Annotated in this window: 12 protein-coding genes; 4 read left to right on the top strand and 8 right to left on the bottom strand. The window is 65.8% G+C overall.

What is annotated here, in order from left to right; translation table 11 throughout:
• Positions 1 to 44: 44 nt before the first annotated feature.
• Positions 45 to 956, bottom strand: a complete 912-nt coding sequence (locus ON00_RS00180; RefSeq protein ID WP_010402285.1) for an AraC family transcriptional regulator — start codon at positions 954 to 956, stop codon at positions 45 to 47.
• 117 nt (positions 957 to 1,073) lie between these two features.
• Between ON00_RS00180 and ON00_RS00175 the strand changes: the two genes are divergently transcribed.
• Together ON00_RS00175 and ON00_RS00170 are read left to right on the top strand one after the other, a co-directional pair.
• Entirely contained in the window at positions 1,074 to 2,192 is a 1,119-nt protein-coding gene (locus tag ON00_RS00175) for a zinc-binding alcohol dehydrogenase family protein (RefSeq protein ID WP_010402284.1), read from the top strand.
• The gene (locus tag ON00_RS00170; protein WP_010402283.1) at positions 2,189 to 2,620 is read left to right on the top strand and encodes an antibiotic biosynthesis monooxygenase; all 432 of its coding nucleotides are present in this window, start codon (positions 2,189 to 2,191) and stop codon (positions 2,618 to 2,620) included. The genes ON00_RS00175 and ON00_RS00170 overlap by 4 nt, the downstream gene beginning before the upstream one ends.
• A 142-nt stretch (positions 2,621 to 2,762) precedes the next feature.
• Here ON00_RS00170 and ON00_RS00165 read toward each other — a convergent pair whose 3' ends face one another.
• From ON00_RS00165 to ON00_RS00145, 5 genes are read right to left on the bottom strand one after another with little or no spacing between them, the layout of a single operon-like run.
• Positions 2,763 to 4,310 carry a glycoside hydrolase family 27 protein gene (locus tag ON00_RS00165; RefSeq protein WP_029622296.1) on the bottom strand — a complete coding sequence of 516 codons (1,548 nt, stop codon included), beginning with the start codon at positions 4,308 to 4,310 and terminating at the stop codon, positions 2,763 to 2,765.
• A gap of 2 nt (positions 4,311 to 4,312) precedes the next feature.
• Entirely contained in the window at positions 4,313 to 5,725 is a 1,413-nt protein-coding gene (locus ON00_RS00160; protein WP_010402281.1) for an amino acid permease, read from the bottom strand.
• A 21-nt stretch (positions 5,726 to 5,746) separates the two neighbouring features.
• Positions 5,747 to 6,403, bottom strand: a complete 657-nt coding sequence (locus tag ON00_RS00155; protein WP_010402278.1) for a GntR family transcriptional regulator — start codon at positions 6,401 to 6,403, stop codon at positions 5,747 to 5,749.
• Positions 6,404 to 6,435: 32 nt separating this feature from the next.
• The gene (locus ON00_RS00150; RefSeq protein WP_029622295.1) at positions 6,436 to 7,434 is read right to left on the bottom strand and encodes a 4-hydroxyproline epimerase; all 999 of its coding nucleotides are present in this window, start codon (positions 7,432 to 7,434) and stop codon (positions 6,436 to 6,438) included.
• Between the two features lie 9 nt (positions 7,435 to 7,443).
• Positions 7,444 to 8,358 (bottom strand): dihydrodipicolinate synthase family protein, encoded by a 915-nt coding sequence (locus ON00_RS00145; protein ID WP_010402273.1) that lies wholly within the window; start codon positions 8,356 to 8,358, stop codon positions 7,444 to 7,446.
• A gap of 51 nt (positions 8,359 to 8,409) precedes the next feature.
• On the opposite strand from ON00_RS00145, the gene ON00_RS00140 reads away from it, so the two are divergent.
• Both ON00_RS00140 and ON00_RS00135 read left to right on the top strand, forming a co-directional pair.
• Positions 8,410 to 9,675: an NAD(P)/FAD-dependent oxidoreductase gene (locus ON00_RS00140; protein ID WP_050810882.1), complete on the top strand. Its 1,266-nt coding sequence runs from the start codon at positions 8,410 to 8,412 to the stop codon at positions 9,673 to 9,675.
• On the top strand, positions 9,672 to 10,853 hold the full coding sequence (locus tag ON00_RS00135) for a M24 family metallopeptidase (RefSeq protein ID WP_010402268.1): 1,182 nt from the start codon (positions 9,672 to 9,674) through the stop codon (positions 10,851 to 10,853). Before ON00_RS00140 ends, ON00_RS00135 begins: the two co-directional genes overlap by 4 nt.
• Here the strand turns inward: ON00_RS00135 and ON00_RS00130 are convergent.
• Together ON00_RS00130 and ON00_RS00125 are read right to left on the bottom strand one after the other, a co-directional pair.
• Positions 10,850 to 13,579, bottom strand: a complete 2,730-nt coding sequence (locus tag ON00_RS00130) for a DUF5695 domain-containing protein (protein ID WP_010402267.1) — start codon at positions 13,577 to 13,579, stop codon at positions 10,850 to 10,852. The two genes, ON00_RS00135 and ON00_RS00130, sit on opposite strands and share 4 nt — an antisense overlap.
• Positions 13,576 to 15,123 carry a family 43 glycosylhydrolase gene (locus ON00_RS00125; RefSeq protein WP_211207090.1) on the bottom strand — a complete coding sequence of 516 codons (1,548 nt, stop codon included), beginning with the start codon at positions 15,121 to 15,123 and terminating at the stop codon, positions 13,576 to 13,578. Before ON00_RS00125 ends, ON00_RS00130 begins: the two co-directional genes overlap by 4 nt.
• Position 15,124: the final 1 nt, after the last annotated feature.

The raw sequence follows: 15,124 nt of genomic DNA, 5'->3' as shown, positions 1-15,124 counted from the left end.
AGCGGCACAACGCCTGGATCCGCATGCGGGCGTTTCGCGAGACCTCACGGCGCGGCAGCCCTCGCAAACTGCCTGGGCGAATAGCCCATAACGCGTTTGAAGGCGGCACCGAACGCGCTTTCCGACTCATAGCCGACGGTCGGCGCGACCAGCGCGATCGGCATCCCGCCATTGGCGAGTCGATCGGACGCGATCATCATCCGCCAGCGGGTGAGATAATCCATCGCCGGCTCGCCCACGGTCGCCTTGAACCGCACAGCGAAGCTCGATCGTGACAGGCCCGCCACTTTTGCCAGCGACTCCAAGGTCCATTTGCGCCCCGGCTCGGCGTGCATCGCCCCAATCACCGCGCTCATCTGTCGGTCGGCCAGCGCGAACAACCAGCCGCTGCGGTGGCGCGAATGCTCGGCCAAATGCAGCCGCAGCGCTTCGATCAGGAGCGCCTGGACAAGGTGCTCGGCAAGCAAAGCACTGCCTGGCTTAGGCTCCCTGAGTTCGCCCATCAGCCGATCGATCGATGAGCGCAACGCCGCCTTATTGGCTTCGGCACGAACATGGACGATCGACGGCAGCATGCCGAGCAGCAGTTCGGCGTGCATGCCCTCGAAGCCGAAATACCCGCCCACACCCAGGACGCCGCCGCCGCCATTCAGGACTGCGGTCTCACCCGCAGGCACCGCCGGAAAGAAGCGGAAGGCATCTGTGACCGGTGCCTCGGCCGTGCTGTACAGCCGGTACCCCTTTCCCCCGGGCAGCAGCACGAAATCGCCGGCCGCGAGCCGGACAGGCTCGGCCGTGCCGTCGAGCGCAAGCCAGCATGCCCCCGACTGGACCGCATAGCACCGGATGCTGTCGTCCGCCCCGAACGAAAGCGCCCAAGCTCCCCCCGCATCGAGCCCGCGGAACCCGTAACTGTTCGGCTTGAGCAAGGAGAGGATGTCGGAAAGAGGATCCATAGCTACTCCTGGACGATCACGATGAAATTGGCGACGCTGCAGCATGGATAGTACAACATCGCTCTCATATTTCCAGTGGCGGCAGCAACGCCCAGCACCGCATCAGGAGGTATCGTCATGGTCGAGAATGAAGCCCTATGGCTCAACGCGAAGCGCGCGCCGTTCACGGTTGGTGCCGCCCCCTATACCGCCGCCGAGGCCGGTGAAATCGTCGTCCGGGTCCGGGCCGTCGCCGTCAATCCGATGGATCGGCTGCAGCAGACGCTGGGCGACCTCTTCACACCGTGGACCGCCTACCCTTTCATTGTCGGTTCCGACATCGCTGGCGACGTTGTCGAGGTCGGCAGCGGCGTAACGCGCTTTGCAGTCGGAGACCGTGTGGTCGGTTACGCTGCGGGCTCCGATCAGCAGCGCAATCGCGCCGCTGAGGGCGGCTTTCAGGCGTTTGTCGTGGTGCTCGCCCACATGGCGGCACCGATCCCTGCGGCAATGACGTATGAGGAAGCCGCCGTCCTTCCGCTCGGCATCTCCACGGCTGCCTGCGGGATGTTTCAGAAAGACTTCCTGGCGATGAACCCACCATCGGGGGCGGCCACACCTGCGCGCAAAACGCTGCTCGTCTGGGGCGGATCGACCAGTGTTGGCAGCAATGCAATCCAGCTTGCGGTCGCGGCCGGATATGATGTGGTGACGACCGCCTCGCCGCGGAATTTCGACTATGTAAAGCGGTTGGGCGCGCGCCAGGTCTTTGATTATCGCTCCAAGACCGTCCTCGCCGATATTGTCAGCGCCTTGCGCGGGCGGGAAATCGTCGGTGCGCTGGCGATCGGGCCGGGCTCCGCCGCCGCGTGCATCGAGATTGTCGGTGCCTGCAAGGGCAATCGGTTCGTGGCGATGGCAACGCCGCCGACGTCGTGGGACAACGTGCCCCGCGGCCGCAGCCGGTTGCTCCATCTCGTGCCTGCGCTCGTGCGGATGCTGATCGGCACCCTCGCCCTGGCCCGTAAAGCGCGTCGCCGCAAAGTCCGCACCAAGATGATCTGGGGCAGCGCGCTGATCGCCAACGAAGTGGGTCCGATAATCTTCGAGGCGTTCCTGCCCGCCGCGTTGGCCGAGGGCCGGTTCGTGGCCGCGCCTGCACCGACGGTGGTCGGCACTGGCCTTGCACAGATTCCCGTCGCGCTCGAACGCCAGCGCCAGGGCGTTTCGGCGACCAAGCTGGTGGTGACCCTGTGACCGCCGCCACGACCTTGGTCAGCGTGACCCGCTTTCGCCTGCGCTCGGTGCGGTTCCTCCCGTTCTTCATGCTCCATGCGAACCGGACGATTGCACAGATCCGCAAGGCTGACGGGTTCCTCGCCGGTGCCGTCCAGCGGGATTCGGATCATGCGTTCTGGACCCTGTCGGTCTGGCGCGACGAACCGGCAATGCGCGCTTATGGCGGGAGCGGCGCACACCGGAAGGCCGCGCCGCTGCTGGCCGAATGGGGCGACGAGGCGAGCGTGGCGCATTGGACGCAGCCGGGCAGCGCGCTACCCGATTGGCCGGACGCTGTGCACCGCCTGCGCGACGAAGGACGCGCCTTGTCGCTCAACCATCCGCGCCCGAGCCGAACCGACCACAGCTTTCCCGAACCGCGGATGATCAACGGGATGCGGCTCTGAACTCCCCGTGATTTCAATCATGTGGTTCTCAAAGGCTCGTTTCTCGTCGCGCCTTTCCTGGGGGCGACGCGGCGCTGGCGGTGCTCTGCGCGCCCGCGCGGTACTGGTCAACAATGTCGGCCTCTGCCCGGTCTAACGCTGGCTATCCACGAACGTGCAGCAGTACCACATCGTTGGCGGGAACTGTGAAGGTCGAGACCTGCGGATCGAGCGCACCCCCCTTCCACACGTCGCGCATCGCCGTGAACGAATCCAACCCGATGTCGGCCGGGCGTAGCGTCAGGGTCACGGGCGCATCGGCACGATTGAACACGGCGATCGCATATGCCCCCCCGGCCAGCGGTTTGAGCCAGATTTCCGAAGTGCCTTGCTTGCGCACCGGCTTGCCCTGCACGCCCCTGGCATCCTGATCGATGGCGATTACGGCGCGGTCTTCGAGCAGGCGTTTCGCCGCCGCGCTCGTCGTGCGGACATCGTGGCCCATCATCAGCGGGGCAGCCGACATCGCCCATAGGGTCATATGCGAGCGATAGGCGGCTTCGGACATGCCGCCATTGCCGATTTCGAGCATGTCGGGGTCGTTCCACTCGCCCGGCCCGGCGTCGCTTGGATTGCCATTCTTCTCGAACCCGATCCGTGCCATCGTCGCATAATCGTCGGTGATGTCGCCCGTCGTGCGCCACAGATGACCGCCGACCGCCCTGCCCCAGCTGCCCACGCGGAACCGGCCATATTCGCACAGCGAATAGACGATCGGCCGCCCGGTCGCGCGGAGCGCAGCGCCCATCTCATAATAGCTGCGCTGGACGGTGTCGGCATCGGCGTAGAAATATTCGCCGGAGCACAGATCGTATTTGAGATAGTCGACGCCCCAGTCGGCGAAGGTCTGCGCGTCCTGCCGGACATGCCCGTAACTGCCCTCATAGCCGGCACAGGTGCGTGGCCCGGGCGACGAATAGAGGCCAAACTTCAACCCACGCGCGTGAACATAATCGGCGAGCGCTTTCATGTCGGGGAATTTGGCGTTGGGCCGGATCTGGCCGTCGGCCCCGCGCACGCCCTGCCAGCCATCGTCGATATTGACGTAAGTATAGCCCGCATCGCGCAAGCCGGTCGACACCATCGCATCGGCAATCGCGCGGATCGTGGCGTCGTCGATCTTGTCGGCGAACTTGTTCCAGCTGCTCCACCCCATTGGCGGGGTCAAAGCGAGGCCGTCGGGCGCAAGCGTCCCCAGTGCCGGCAGTGTGGTTTCGTGGAACGTCAGCGCGGTCCGTTCGGCGGCGGTGGCGCGGTGCCCGGTCAGCGCGACCGTCGAGTCCCAGATGCCGCCGTCGAGCGTCACGTTCTGCCCGCGCACCTGCGCGCGCCAATGGCGGATGGGCACGCCCGGCGTGTTGAGGTTGCGCAAGTCGAAGCTGAGCAGCGTCGGCGTTACGACGATCTGCTGCATCGGCATCCGGCCATACCAGTCCGACGTCACCCAGCCCGACACGCTCCCGTCGGCGGCGCGGTGCAACTCGAGCATCCGGATGCCGGGGTTGGCCGGTGCGCCGGGGAACACAAACGCGATGTCATAAGCCCCCTGCGCCGGGGTGAAGCTGAGCGGGTGCGCGACGGCTGGCGAACCAGCGAGCAGCATCCCCAGCCACGCCGCCACACCCGCGACCAAGTGCCGCCAAGGTCGCACGCTCAAAGCGCCGCAACCGATGCCGCGCGCGCCGCTACGTCGCTATGCCGTCGGCTATAGGCGAAGTAGATGACGAGCCCGATCACGTTCCAGCCAGCGAAGCGCACCAGCGTCATCGGTGGCAGGCTGACCATCAGATACAGGCAGCCGAGGATCGTCAGCATGCCGACCACATAGGGGGCGGGTGCGCGGAACAACCGCTTGGCATCGGGCGCAGTGCGGCGCAGCACCATCAGGCATGCGCCAACCGAGATGAAGGCGAGCAAGGTCCCGGCATTGGCGAGTTCGGCGATCTCGTCGAGCCGGAAGATCCCCGCGACCAACGCGATCGTCACGCCGGTCAACACGGTGATCAACGTCGGCGCGCCGGTACGCTGCGAGACCTTGGCCAAGCGGCGCGGCAGCAAGCCATCGCGCGCCATCACGAAGAACACGCGGCTTTGGCCGTACATCATCACCAAGATGACCGAGGGGAGCGCGATGATCGCGGCCAAGGCGATGAGATGCGCCGCGAGCGGCTGCCCGAGATTGCGCAGCACCAAAGCGAGCGGCTCGGGCGAATTGGCGAGCGCGGTGAACGGCAGCGCACCGACTGCGGCGATCGCCACCGCCATATAGATGATCGTGCACAATACCATCGACCCGATGATGCCGATCTTGAGATCGCGCGCGGGGTTCTTTGTCTCCTCGGCCGAGGTCGCCACCGCATCGAAGCCGTAGAAAGCGAAGAATACGATCGCCGCCGCCGCCATCACACCATGCTTGCCGTCGCTGCCGAAGCCATAGGGCATGAACGGATGCAGGTTGGCGGTGTGGAAATTGGGCGCGGCAAAAGCGACAAAGACGCCAAGTGCCACCAGCTTGATCACCACCAGGATGATGTTGAGCGTCGCGCTTTCGCGGGTTCCCGCGATCAACATGCCCATCACGGCGAGTGCCACCGCGACCGCCGGCAAATTGACGATGCCGCCGCCATGCGGCCCGACCAGCAAGGCGTGCGGCAAATGCACGCCCGCAGACTCGATCCAGCCCACCAGATAACCCGACCAGCCCACCGCCACGGTCGAACAGGCGAGCGAATATTCGAGGATCAAGCTCCAGCCGACGATCCAGGCGATGCCTTCGCCGAGCGCGGCGTAACTGAACGTATAGGCACTCCCCGCCGCAGGGATCATCGTCGCGAGCTCGGCATAGGCCAAGGCAGCACATCCACACACCAGCCCGCAGATGACGAAGGCGAGGATCACCGCCGGGCCCGCACGTTCGGCTCCAACGCCGACCAAGGTGTAGATACCCGTGCCAACGATCGCGCCGACCCCGAGCGCGACCAGATGCGGCCAACTCAATGTCTTGGCGAGGCGCGCGTTCTTGGGGTGACTCGTAACGCTGTCGAGCGGCTTACGTGGTCCGAACATGACCTCTCCTGGAATGATGAATCAGGTCGCGGCGGCTGCCGCAAACTCTATGCGCAAATCGTCGAGCGTGGCGGCGATATGCTCGCTCAGCATCGACATGATGGTGGCTTCGTCCCGCGCCAGCCAGGCATCGAGCAATCCGCGATGCTCGACATGCGCGCGCTCGTCGCGGCCGGCCGGTGCCAGATGCGCGATGACATACCGCTCGGCAAGGATCGTGAGACGTTCCACCACCTGTGTGGTCAGGATACGATCTCCCGGGCGGACGAGTGCTGTGTGGAATTCGCGATTGCGCATCGCCACCTCGGCGAGATTGCCCTCCGCGGCGTCATCAAGCCGCTCGAAGCTTTCGATCGCGGCGCGGCGGTCGGCGTCAGTGGCGACACGCGCGGCGCGCGCCGCCGCAACCGGCTCGACCGCAAGCCGCAGCTCGAAGATTTCCTCGGCTTGGGCGCTCGACATCGGCTGGACGAAATAGCCGCGATTGGCCTGGCTAGTCAGCAGCCCTTCTTGCTCGAGCCGCGCCAGCGCCTCGCGCAGCGGGATCTTGCTGACCCCCAACTCAGCCGCCAGCGCATCCTGGCGGATCGGCAAATCGTGCGGCAACTGCCCAGTGACGATTTGCTCGCGGACGATCTCGAATACGCGTTCCGATAAAGTGCGAACGACGATGCTCATGCGGGCGTGCTCCGGAGAAACGGCGGGTTTGCTCATTTAACCTGGAAACCTTCCCAGAAGTGATCGGCGCGATCAATCCAGATCGTATTAAATCCGGTGGCGATCGCCGATCCTTCGATCGACGGGATGATCGCCGGCAGATCGCCGAGCATAGTATCCGCTTCGACGCGACCGATGAAGCGGCTGCCGATATAGCTTTCGTGTACGAAGCGGTCCCCCACTTTCAGCCGCCCGGTCGCCGCCAGGTGTGCCAGCCGCGCCGAGGTGCCCGTGCCGCACGGCGATCGATCGATCGCCTTGTCCCCATAGAAGACCGCGTTGCGGCCGTCGGCATCGTTGGCGAGCGGCGCGTCGGCCCATAGGATATGGCTGACGCCACGGATCGTCGGGTCGAGCGGATGGACGGGTTCATATTGTGCGCGCACCGCGTCGCGAACGCGCCCGCTCAGCTCGACCAGCCGCGCCGCGCCGAGCGCATCGAGCCCGGCATAGCCCCCCTGCGGCTCGATGATTGCGTAGAAATTGCCGCCATATGCGACGTCGATCGTCAGTGGGCCAATCCCCTCGACATCGACCGCGATACCGCGCTGCGCGACATAGGCCGGGACGTTGGTGATGGTCACCGCCGTCACTTTATCGCCCTCGGTCGTATAGCGCACGTCGATCACCCCGGCCGGGACCTCGATCCGCAATGCGCCCGGGGTCGCCGGCTGGATCAGCCCATGTTCGAGCCCGAACGTGACCATGCCGATGGTGCCATGCCCGCACATCGGCAAACACCCCGATGTCTCGATGAACAGGATCCCGATATCGGCATCGGCCGTGGTCGGCGGATAGAGGAAGCCGCCCGACATCATGTCGTGCCCGCGCGGCTCGAAGCACAGCCCCGTGCGGATCCAGTCGAAGCGCGACAGAAAATCCTGCCGCCGCGCCGACATGCTGTCGCCTTTCAGGAGCGGTGCGCCACCCGCCACCAGACGAACCGGGTTTCCGGCGGTGTGGCCGTCTATGCAGAAGAAAGTGTGGCGCACGCTCTACCTTCAGGCCGCCTTGGCCACTTGGATCGTCGGACGCGTCGCTGCGGCCTTTTCGACCATCGCAATCACCTCTGCGCGGCGTTCGCCGATCAGCGGCAAGCGCGGCGGGAGCACGCGTTCCGACCCGCGCCCCATCACTTCTTCGGCCAGCTTGATCGATTGCACAAGATCATGCTCGGCATCGAGATGCAGCAGCGGCATGAACCAGCGATAGATTTCGAGTGCCTTGGCATGATCGCCGCGCTCGAACGCGCGTACCAGTTCAACCGATTCCTGCGGGAACGCGTTGGTGAGGCCGGACACCCAACCCTGCGCGCCGAGATAAAGCCCTTCCAGCGCGACGTCGTCCAGCCCGGCGAACAACACATAGCGATCGCCGAAATGGTTGCGGAAATCGGTGAAGCGGCGGGTGTCGGGCGCGGATTCCTTTACGCAGACGATATTGGGCGTATCGACCAACTCGGTCAGCACCGCCTTGTCGATCACGGTGCGGTAGGCTGGCGGGTTGTTGTAGAGCATGATCGGCAGCGCGGTGTTGTTCGCGACGCCCTTGAAGTGCGCGACGAGCTCGTGGGGCTGCGGCACATAGACCATCGGCGGCAGCAGCATGAGACCGTCGGCACCGATCTTCTCCGCCGCCTGCGCATAGCGCACCGCGCGGCGCGTATCATATTCGGAAACGCCGGTGAGCACGGGCACGCGACCGGCCACCACTTCGACGATCGCCGAGAGCACCGAGACCTTTTCGTCATATTCGAGCGAGTTGTTTTCACCGACCGTGCCAAGCGCGATCACACCGGTGACGCCGTCGCGGATCAGGTCATCGACAACGCGCTGCGTATCAGCGAGGTCGATTGACAGATCCGCGCGCAACTGCGTCGTTACAGCGGGGAAAACACCCCTCCAACCGATTGCCATTTTCCGTGATCCGTCCTTTTGTTTGATCTGGAATACGGTATACGAAGTGAAATGCTGCAGGGCAACAGGAGAAAGTCGAAAGTGAAAATCGCGGTGATCGGCGGGGGCGTGGTCGGTCTCAGTTGTGCACTCCGGCTCGCGCAGGGAGGGCATATAGTGACACTAGTCGAACGCTCCACACGCCGTGACGCGGCATCCTGGGGCAACGCTGGCCATATCGCAACCGAGCAAGTTGCCCCGCTCGCCTCGATCGCAACGTTGCGCTCGGCGGGCGACCGTCTGTTCGCTCGCGGCGGCGCGCTCGACCTCCCGCTCGCCGCAGTCGGGGACTGGCTCCCGTTCGCGGTGCGCATGATCGCCGCCGCCCGACCGAAGCGCTTCGCCGCGGGCAAACGCGCGCTCGCGACGTTGCTCGCCGATGCCCTGCCCGCCTGGCGACGCCTGGTGACGGCAATCGAGGCACCCGATCTGCTGAGCGAAGCCGGCCATCTGGTCGTCTGGGAAAGCGCTGCAACGGCGGCTTCAGGACGCGCCGCGTGGTCGCAAGCGGATACCGGCACCGCAAGCTTTGGCGCCGCAACAGCGGAGCAAATCGCGGCGCTCGAAAGCGCGACGACGGTGCCGCTTGGCGGTGCCATCCAGTTCCACGGCACCGGCCAGATCACCGATCTGGGCAGGCTCGCCGCCGTGCTGAGCGCAGGTTTTTGCGCGGCGGGTGGCACGATCGTCGAGCAGGAGGCAACTTTGCTGCGCGAGGACGGGAAAGCGACGATCCCGGGCCTGGACGCAGATTGCGTGCTCGTCACCGCAGGCGTGCGCTCGGCACCGCTCGTGGCGGCGTTCGGCCATCGCGCGCCGATCATCGCCGAGCGCGGCTATCATATCCGCGCAAGCGCCACGGGCTGGCCGCATGATCTCCCGCCGGTCGTGTTCGAGGATCGGTCAATGATCGTCACGCGCTTCGGCGATCAGGTGCAGGCGGCCAGTTTTGTCGAACTCGGCCATGTCGATGGTCCGCCCGACCCGCGCAAATGGGAGCGGCTCGAACAGCATGTCGGCGACCTCGGCCTTTCTATCAGCGGACCGTTCACGCGCTGGATGGGCAGCCGCCCGACCCTGCCCGATTATCTTCCGGCGATCGGCCGGTCGCGCCGCGCGGACAATCTGTTCTATGCGTTCGGGCATCAACATCTCGGGCTCACGCTCGCCCCGGTGACGGCGGAGATCATCGCCGGGATGATCACCGGACACCCGAATCGTATCGACATGGCCCCGTTCGACCTCGAACGGTTTGGCGGCAAGGGAGGCAGACGATGATCGGCGGATCGACGGCGGACGAACAACTGGCGACGCTCGGACCATGGCCGACCCCTTCCGCGCCGATCACACCGGCCGAGCGGCGCGACCGGATCGACCGCGCCCGCGCCCTGACCGAAGCCTCCGGCGCGACCGCGCTGCTGGTCAACGCCGGGGCGAGCCTGCGCTATTTCACGGGCCTGCCATGGTCGCCGACCGAGCGGCTGGTCGCCTTGCTCCTGCCGCTGAACGGGCCGCCGCGATTGATATGCCCCGCCTTCGAACTGGGCTCGCTCGAAGCGGGCCTCGCCGTTGCTGCCGAGCCTTTGCTATGGGAGGAAGACGAAGACCCCAGCGCGCTGGTCGCAGACGCGCTGCCGCGCGGGACGACGCTCGCAGTCGATCCACTATTGCCGTTCCACTATGGCGAGCGCCTGCGCCAGCATGGGCTGACGCTGCTCGACGGTGTCGCCACGATCGACGGCTGTCGCATGATCAAGTCTGCAGCCGAACTCGCGCTGATGCAGCAGGCCAAAGCGATGACGCTGGAAGTCCAGCGGCGCGCGGCGCGCATCCTCAGGCCCGGCATCGCCGCAAGCGAGGTGATCCGTTTCATCGATGCCGCACACCGTGCGCTCGGCGCGGCGGGCTCCACCTTTTGCGCCGTCCAGTTCGGACGTGCGACCGCATTCCCGCACGGTCTGCCTGGCGATCAGCGGCTCGAAGACGACAGTCTCGTCCTCATCGACACCGGCTGTACGGTCGATGGCTATCATAGCGACATCACCCGAACCTATGCCTTCGGCCGGGTCGAAGATGACGTGCGCGTACTCTGGTCGCTGGAACAGGAAGCACAGGCCGCCGCCTTCGCCGCAGTCGCACCCGGCGTGCCGTGCGAAGCGATCGACGCTGCGGCACGCGCGGTGCTGGAACACGCGGGGCTCGGGCCCGACTATCGCCTGCCCGGCCTCCCGCACCGCACCGGGCACGGCATCGGCCTGTCGATTCATGAGCCCGCTTATCTGGTTCGCGGCGACCGCACCCCGCTGGCACCGGGCATGTGCTTTTCGAACGAGCCGATGATCGTGGTGCCCGATCGCTTTGGCATTCGGCTCGAAGATCATTTCCATGTGACCGCGACCGGCGCGGAGTGGTTCACGCAACCCCAGCCTTCCCTCGATCGCCCCTTCGCCGCTTAAGCGCGCCGAGGGGCATGTCGGCTCAGGCGAGTCAGCGTGACGCGAGCGGGCGAAGGACCGCGCACCGCAAGCGGGATCGCACCGCCAGCCTCGGTGAGGATTGCACCGTCGATCGCGACCCGCCACCGTCCCGCGCCAAGATCGAGCGTGACCGGTGCCGCACCGTGTTCGACACGGAATTCGACGCTGGACCCGTCATGCGCCAGCGTGATCTCGCGCTCGGCGGCAAAGCGCCCGGCGTGCAAGGTGAGATCGACCGTCCCGCCGACCCAGCGCGCGTGGAACCGCCGCCGCACGCCATCGCGCGGCACGACCGCGATCGTCTGATCGTCCTCGCGCAATGTACCGCCATAAGCGATCCGCCCGAAGATCGGATCATCGGCGACGATCGTCGCCGCGCTGCGTAGCGCACCGCAAAAGCCGAGATCGATTTCGCAGGCATAATACCATGCGCCGCGATGATGCGGCTGGTCGAGCCAGGTCAGCCCCGTCGGGGCCGGCTCAAACCCGCCTGCCGCCGCACCGTCATTGGCCTTGCCCGGATACCAATAACCGTAATCGGTTTCCGCCGTGCCGCTGTTGAGCAAGGCCCAACTGCTGAGAAACGACGCATAACCAAGCCGAAGCAGAGGATGCGGATCGGCAGGATCGCCAAGCGCGTGGTCGAGCACCGCCCAGCCGCCCATCTGCGCCATGTAGCTGAGCGTATAGGCATTGCCGCCGGACCCGCGATAATCGCTGCCCAACAGATAATAAGCCGGTTCCAGCCAGCCACGGCAAAACAGATTGGCCGCCATTTGCCGAGCGCTGAACGCCGTGACCGCTTCGCGCGAAACGCCCGCGACCGGATGGGCGAGCGCGTACCGCACGATCGCCTGAGTCGATTCGAAGCCGGTCGAATCGAAGGCATATTCGGAACCGAACAGATCGGGCCGATCGGTGACGAAGAAGCGCACCTTCGTTTCCCAAAAGTCGCGCAACTCCTGCGCCTGCTTGGACCGACCGACGGCGTCCAGCGCGACGATCAGCTCCGGGAGGACGCATTCATTGTAGAAGCCCGTTTCATAGGCCGACCAGTTCGCCAGCGCTTTGGGAATGGTGAACATCGCCCGCGCCGTGCCGAACGCGCGTTCGAGATAGGCCTTCGCGTCCAGCCGCGTCGCGACCCCGGGGTGGTCGGTCGCGATCCGATACAGCGAAAGGTAAAGCAGGATGATGTGCGGGTAATCGTAGACCCGCCAGATGTGCAGCTTCCCCTTGGTGCCAGGATCGGCACTGTCGCGATTCTGTTTCCAGTCGGGAATACCATAGATCGCATAGGGATAGGTCTCGGCGGTGCTGCGCTGCAGCCCACCCCAGACGAAGTGCTCGATATAGTCGTCGAGCGCGGTGACTTCGGCCTGGACCGGGTGCTCGGCATTCTTGGCGGCGAGGAAAGCGGGCTTGCTTAACCCCGGATCGTCGCAGGTCACTTCATAGATACGCCAGCCCTTGATCCGATCATAAGTGTCGGGCCCAAGCAGCGTCTGGCTCTGCATGTTCCACTCACCCAGCAGCCCCCGATACCATTTCGTCGGATCGCGGTGCTGGTGCGCGGCGATGAACGCGCCGCGTTTGGCGATCAGCGTCTCGACCGGCTCGGTCGCGAAGAATTCGAGATAGGTGACGCGGGCGTCACCGTGGCGGATCGTGAGGCGATTCTCGCCGAGACGAGCAAAGCGGACGCGGTATAATTGCCGCCCCGCCCGCTCCCCAAGCGGCTCGATCTGCGTTGCAGCAGGATGCTCGGCAGCGATGCCGTGGATCGGGTCGGACGAACGCAACGCCAGCGTCACGAACAAGTCGCTGGGGACGGTCATGCCGGGCACGACTTCAACATCGATCCCGCCCGCAGCGGCGATCGCGTCCCGCGCGGCGGCATAGTCCGCGACGAGGCTGAAGCGCAGGGCGTAGCGGCGCCGCTCGCCCGGGGCGAGCATCAGGTTGGTGACCGGGATGCGCCAGCGCGTCCCCTTGGCGGCGCTTTCGGCAGCAGCCGCTGCGGCGTGGATGTAGACGCCATAGCCGTCATCATGGTTCTCGGCCGCGGCCATGTCCCAATATTCGAGCTGGGTGTCGCGCTCGGGCATGAGCAGCAGATAGGGCCCGACGCTGTTGCGCCGCATCCAGAACAGGTGCGAGCCATGCCGCGATACGAAGCTGTGCTTCAACACCGCGTTGCCGTCGTCCTTCACCGCGCCGGCGATGTTGTTCATCGGCAGCGGCAGCATCAGATCGCCAATCTCGACCGGCACGGCGGACACATTGTGCAGCGTGATGCGCCACACCAGATCCGCGCCTTCGAGACGCTGCTCGAGCTGCAGGTCCAGCGCGTCGGCGATAGCATAGCTCGCCACCCTGCCCGCAGCGGTTTCCACCGTGCGTACCGCGATGGCGCGCGCGCTGTCGAAGCGCTCCCAGTCCCCCGCGCCGCGCCGCCACGCGATGCGCGCGGTGCCGAGCGCTACGCCGGGATAGACATAATCGGTTGGGAAGGGATCATCGCGGACGGACAGGCTGGTAATGCCGGTCGCGTCGGTCCCGACGACGAAGCGCGACGCGCGCCCCTGGATGGTGCGCGCCACCCGCCGTTGCGGTGTCTCCATCGCCCACGCCGCCGGGGCGAGGCGGAGCGCGCCCAATGCGACGGCTGAACACAACACGGCGCGACGGCTAAGCGCCGTCATGAGCCGCAAGGCTCCGACGCGGCGACAGGTGCGGCGGTCGGCCGTTGCGGCGTAGGCGCGAGCACCTCCCACTCGGTTACCGCAACCCCGGCGGTGGCACCGCCCGCCTGCGAAGCATCGAAGGTCGCGCGCAGGCAGCGCGTGGTGATTGCGGCGAAGCGCGTCTCCTGTGCCGCATCGGCCGTTACGCCATAGCCACTCGGCTGCGGCACCGGCTTCCAGCGTCCGTCCCAATAATCGATCCGCCAGCGCGCAGGCGGCGCAACGCCTTCGCCCGCCCCGGCCGGATGATCCCCCCAGAACCAGATGCGCGAGCCATTGAGCGTCACCGGTTTGGCCCAGCGATATTCGATCCACGGATGCGCCGGATTGTCGGCACCGCGCCAAGTGCCCCACATGTCGGGCGGCAAGGGTGCCTCGCGACGCATACCGTCATTGAGCGCCTTGATCCAATATTGCACCGGCACCGGGGCGTTCGAAGCGAACGCCGTGGCCGAACCGGCGACGTTGCGCGTCGGTGCCGGCGTCGGCTGTGGCGACCGCGTCGGCACGACCGGGCGGATTCGCGCCGGCGTCACGCTATCGTCCCATTCGATTCTGTCGAGTGCCACGCTGCGCCGGAAATGCCCGCCGCCGACCGCGTCGGCGGTATGATAGGCCAGATACCATTGGCCCTTGAACTCGACCGCCCCCGAATGCGACGTGGTCGAAGATACGGGCTTCAAAATCACCCCGCGATAGGTCCACGGCCCGAGTGGCGTGTTCGCGGTGCCGTAAGCGATGCAGGCATGATAGACCGCTGGCGTGCAGTCGCTCGTCGGCCCCGCAGCGTTGCCGGCGTAGAGCATGTAATAGACGCCCTTGCGCTTCATCAGCCACGGCGCTTCGAAGAAGCCCTTCAGCCCGTCGACCCGGATTTCGCGGCCCATCGGCGTGATCATGTCGCGTGCGAGCGCCATCCCGCGCAGCTGCCCGAACGTGCCCCAATAGATGTACGGCGTGCCATCATCGTCGATTATCACGGTCGGATCGATATTCTGGATCGTGTTGCGCTCGGGTACGCGCTGCGAGATGATCGGTCCCGATGGATGCGCATCGCGCCATGGGCCCACCGGAGTGTCGGCAACCGCGACGCCAATCGCGAAGCGGTCGGGGGCATCGCTCTTCGCCTCCGACACGGGCGCGTACATGTAGAATTTGCCATCGGGTCCGGGCACGATCTGGCCGGCATAAGCGTGCCCGGGCTCGGCCCATTTGAACACGCTTTCGGGCCGCGCGATCGCCGGATAGTGCGTCCAGTCGCTTTTGACCGGGTCTTTGGTGGCGAGCAGCTGCCACTCGTTCATGATGAAATCATTGACGCCGGGTGGGGCCTCGTCGCGCCCGGCGAGGATCCACAAAGTATCGCCGATCACGACCGGTGCCGGGTCGGTCGAATAAGAGCGACCGTCGGCGAGGATCGGATTGCCGTTGCTGTGGATCGTCTCCTGTGCCGCGAGCGGGGTCGTCGATAGCAAGGCGAGGGCGAGGATGGAGCGTCGCATC

Source organism: Sphingomonas echinoides ATCC 14820, assembly GCF_000241465.1.
GTDB classification, from domain to species: Bacteria; Pseudomonadota; Alphaproteobacteria; order Sphingomonadales; family Sphingomonadaceae; genus Sphingomonas; species Sphingomonas echinoides.
This window is presented reverse-complemented; position numbering and strand designations above follow the sequence as displayed.

Coding starts and splice junctions, on each gene's coding strand:
- ON00_RS00140 (WP_050810882.1), top strand. CDS start 8,410: ATGCTGCAGGGCAACAGGAGAAAGTCGAAAGTGAAAATCGCGGTGATC.
- ON00_RS00135 (WP_010402268.1), top strand. CDS start 9,672: ATGATCGGCGGATCGACGGCGGACGAACAACTGGCGACGCTCGGACCA.
- ON00_RS00160 (WP_010402281.1), bottom strand. CDS start 5,725: ATGTTCGGACCACGTAAGCCGCTCGACAGCGTTACGAGTCACCCCAAG.
- ON00_RS00145 (WP_010402273.1), bottom strand. CDS start 8,358: ATGGCAATCGGTTGGAGGGGTGTTTTCCCCGCTGTAACGACGCAGTTG.
- ON00_RS00180 (WP_010402285.1), bottom strand. CDS start 956: ATGGATCCTCTTTCCGACATCCTCTCCTTGCTCAAGCCGAACAGTTAC.
- ON00_RS00155 (WP_010402278.1), bottom strand. CDS start 6,403: ATGAGCATCGTCGTTCGCACTTTATCGGAACGCGTATTCGAGATCGTC.
- ON00_RS00130 (WP_010402267.1), bottom strand. CDS start 13,579: ATGACGGCGCTTAGCCGTCGCGCCGTGTTGTGTTCAGCCGTCGCATTG.
- ON00_RS00125 (WP_211207090.1), bottom strand. CDS start 15,123: ATGCGACGCTCCATCCTCGCCCTCGCCTTGCTATCGACGACCCCGCTC.
- ON00_RS00175 (WP_010402284.1), top strand. CDS start 1,074: ATGGTCGAGAATGAAGCCCTATGGCTCAACGCGAAGCGCGCGCCGTTC.